This window comes from Xanthovirga aplysinae (assembly GCF_009711365.1).
Lineage (GTDB): Bacteria > Bacteroidota > Bacteroidia > Cytophagales > Cyclobacteriaceae > Xanthovirga > Xanthovirga aplysinae.
The window spans coordinates 1-3,041 of record NZ_SMMB01000657.1; the positions used below are offsets into that span (position 1 = coordinate 1).

The 3,041-nt window shown below is 36.7% G+C and carries 1 protein-coding gene; it reads left to right on the plus strand.

Translation table 11 applies throughout. The features are described from left to right. Positions 1-2,568, plus strand: a 2,568-nt coding sequence (locus E1171_RS03800; protein ID WP_155204250.1) for an MBG domain-containing protein, incomplete at its 5' end; no start/stop codon positions are given. Between the last annotated feature and the right edge of the window lie 473 nt (positions 2,569-3,041).

Sequence of the window (3,041 nt, forward strand, 5' to 3'; positions counted from 1 at the left end):
AATTGGAACACTGATCAACCATTAAATGAATGGTATGGGGTAACTACAAATGCTGAAGGTCGGGTAACAGAACTAGACCTGGCATTTTTTGGACTAAAAGGAGCTTTGCCACCTTCCTTTGGGGATTTAACCAATCTTACGAATCTCAACCTTAGTTACGGCAACGAAATCACCAGCTTGCCAGAATCATTTGGGCAAATAACTAAGCTTATATCCCTTAACCTTGATGGCAATCCAGTCAATAACCTGCCAGCATCTTTCGGACAATTAATTAATCTTACTACACTTAATCTCACTAGCAATGGACTCACTAGCTTACCAGAATCATTCGGGCAATTAAATAGCCTTGATGATCTTACCCTTGAGGGCAACCCACTTACCAGCTTGCCAGAATCGTTCGGGCAATTAAGTAATCTTACCACCCTTAAAATTAAATACAGCACCCTAACTAGTTTGCCAGAATCGTTCGGGCAATTATCTAAGCTTGCTATACTCGATCTTACCTACAATTCGCTTACTAACCTGCCAGCATCTTTCGGCCAATTAACTAATCTTATCTCTCTAGATCTCTCTTACAATACTTCACTCACTAGCCTGCCAGTATCTTTCGGCCAATTAACTAGCCTTACCAATCTGAATCTTTTTAACAATCAACTCACTAGCCTACCAGAATCCATTGGACAATTACAAGAGTTAAAGACGTTGGACCTTAAATATAACGGACTTTCATTTGCTGAACTTGAGAAAATACCCGAAGGCTTTAAATCCGATTATGAAAATTATTACCCACAAACGGTTGACAAAATAAAAACCATTCATTTTTTAGAAAATAACAGTATTCAACTACAAGCTGATATTACAAAAACTGAAAATGATCAATACTATTGGTATAAGAAAACAGCCTCCGGAAGCACTGAAATTACGTCCAATGAGCGGATAGAAATTAATGGCGATCAAATAAAAATTAATAATTTAACTGCAGCAGACGAGGGAGAATACTTTTACCAAGTGACTAACACTAATTTCGAAATCCCCTCTAATACTAACCCTTCCTTAGTACCCTTATCTAGCCACATACAAAATTTAAAAGTTGCCACATCTGAAACGGAAAAAACCTATGGAGAGACCGATTTTTACATTTATCTAAATAATGAAGACTATCAATTGAGTAGTTCTGAAACTTCTGTAGCTGAAATCATAAAGGAGGATAAGCATTATAAGGTAAATATAAAAAGGGCTGGAAAAACGACACTTACTGTCCAAAATCCAGATGAAGAATGGGAACTGACCATTCATAAAGCTCCTTTAACCATTACTGCCCATAACAAAAGCATCATTTATGGAGACCCTCTGCCTACTTTTGATGGAGTAGTTGAAGGCCTTCAATACGATGATAAGGCGCCTAAAGTTACTTATACCACCACTGCTCCAGATGATCGGGCGAAAGTGGTAGAAGTTGGTTATTCCATTACTATTGAGGATGAGAATATAGAAGATGTGGACGGTAAGCTTAGCAACTACGAAATAATTAAAGAGGAAGGGGTATTAATGGTCAATAAAGCCCTTCTCAACGTCACTTCCAATAACAAAAACACCACTTATGGAGAGGACTTACCTAAATTTGAAGGAACAGCTAAAGGCTTTAAATATGGTGATGAACAAAAAATAGAAATATCCTATGAAGTGGATAACCCTATTCACCCTACCGCTGGACAACATCCCATACATGCTAAACTGGATGATCCTGAAGATAGGTTAAAAAATTATACTTTAGAGGTTAAAGAAGGTTCATTGACCGTTGATAAAGCCACACTTGAAATTACTACTAAAGACAAAGTAAAAATTTACGGAGAGGTGCCCTCCAACGGAGAGTTATCCTCATTTGATGGTACGGTTACTGGCCTTAAATTCGATGATAAAGAAGATATGGAAGTATACTATTCCGTAAATGATCTTTCAGTCGGCTCCCATCGACTGGAGGTTAAACTCAAAGGTCCAGAAGATCAGGTGAATAGTTATGCATTAAATTATGTAAATGAATCTTCTATCACCATTCATAAAGCCCCTCTCACCATCAGGGTCAATGACAAAACCCTCACTTTTTTTGGAGAAAATATAGAGTTAGACGCAGAATTTGAAGGCCTCCAATACGATGATTACCCTAATATGCAGTACTCTTACCATGCGGATGGCAGTTCACCTACAGGTGAATATCCAATTATAGCTGAGATTTTAGGACCAGAAAAGATTTTCAGGAATTACGAAATAGAATTAATAAATGGTACACTAACCATTGGCTTAATAACGGGCAATGAAGAGGAAATTTCCCAACAAGAATTAGAACTATTTCCCAACCCCACTTTTCATACCCTCCAAATAAAATGGGAAAAACCACAGGCATGGAATTTAAGTGTAATTGACCTAAGTGGAAGGGTTCTTTTCCAGAAAGAAAGTAAACTACCCTCTAATCATTATCAACTAGAAACTAATAAACTTTCGGCCGGTCATTATTTCCTTAAAATACAGCTGGAGGATAAACTCCTTAGCCTGCCTTTCATTAAACAGTAAAAAAACTTAGGCTACCAACAAGAAACAAAGGCGGTTCCTGTTGTTTTTTGTTGGTGGGTAAGGCATTTTGATCGGTTATTTTCGCTTCTCTTTGAGGGATAAATAGTATAAGTCAAATATGTAAATTCAATATTTGTTGTTTAGGCTAGTCACTTTAAACCTAAAGAAAAGTATTAATAAAGATGTGAAATAAGTCCGATTAAAAAATCTAGTTGAGCAGTAAAGCCTGATATTAATGGTTTATTTTCCTAAAAAAATGAAATTCAAAACTACTTCCTTATGCTGTAATGTATTTCGATCCCCTTGGATTTCCAGAAAAACGGAACTTTTCTTACCGTTAATCACAGCTTTACCCCCTCTTTAATTAAATGCTAAATTTAATCAGGTAGGAAGAATACTTCGAAACCATCTTTCTCATTTAGAGTAAATTATTTCTTCCCTCGGAATCATGCTTTCACCGCTTTTGATACGGA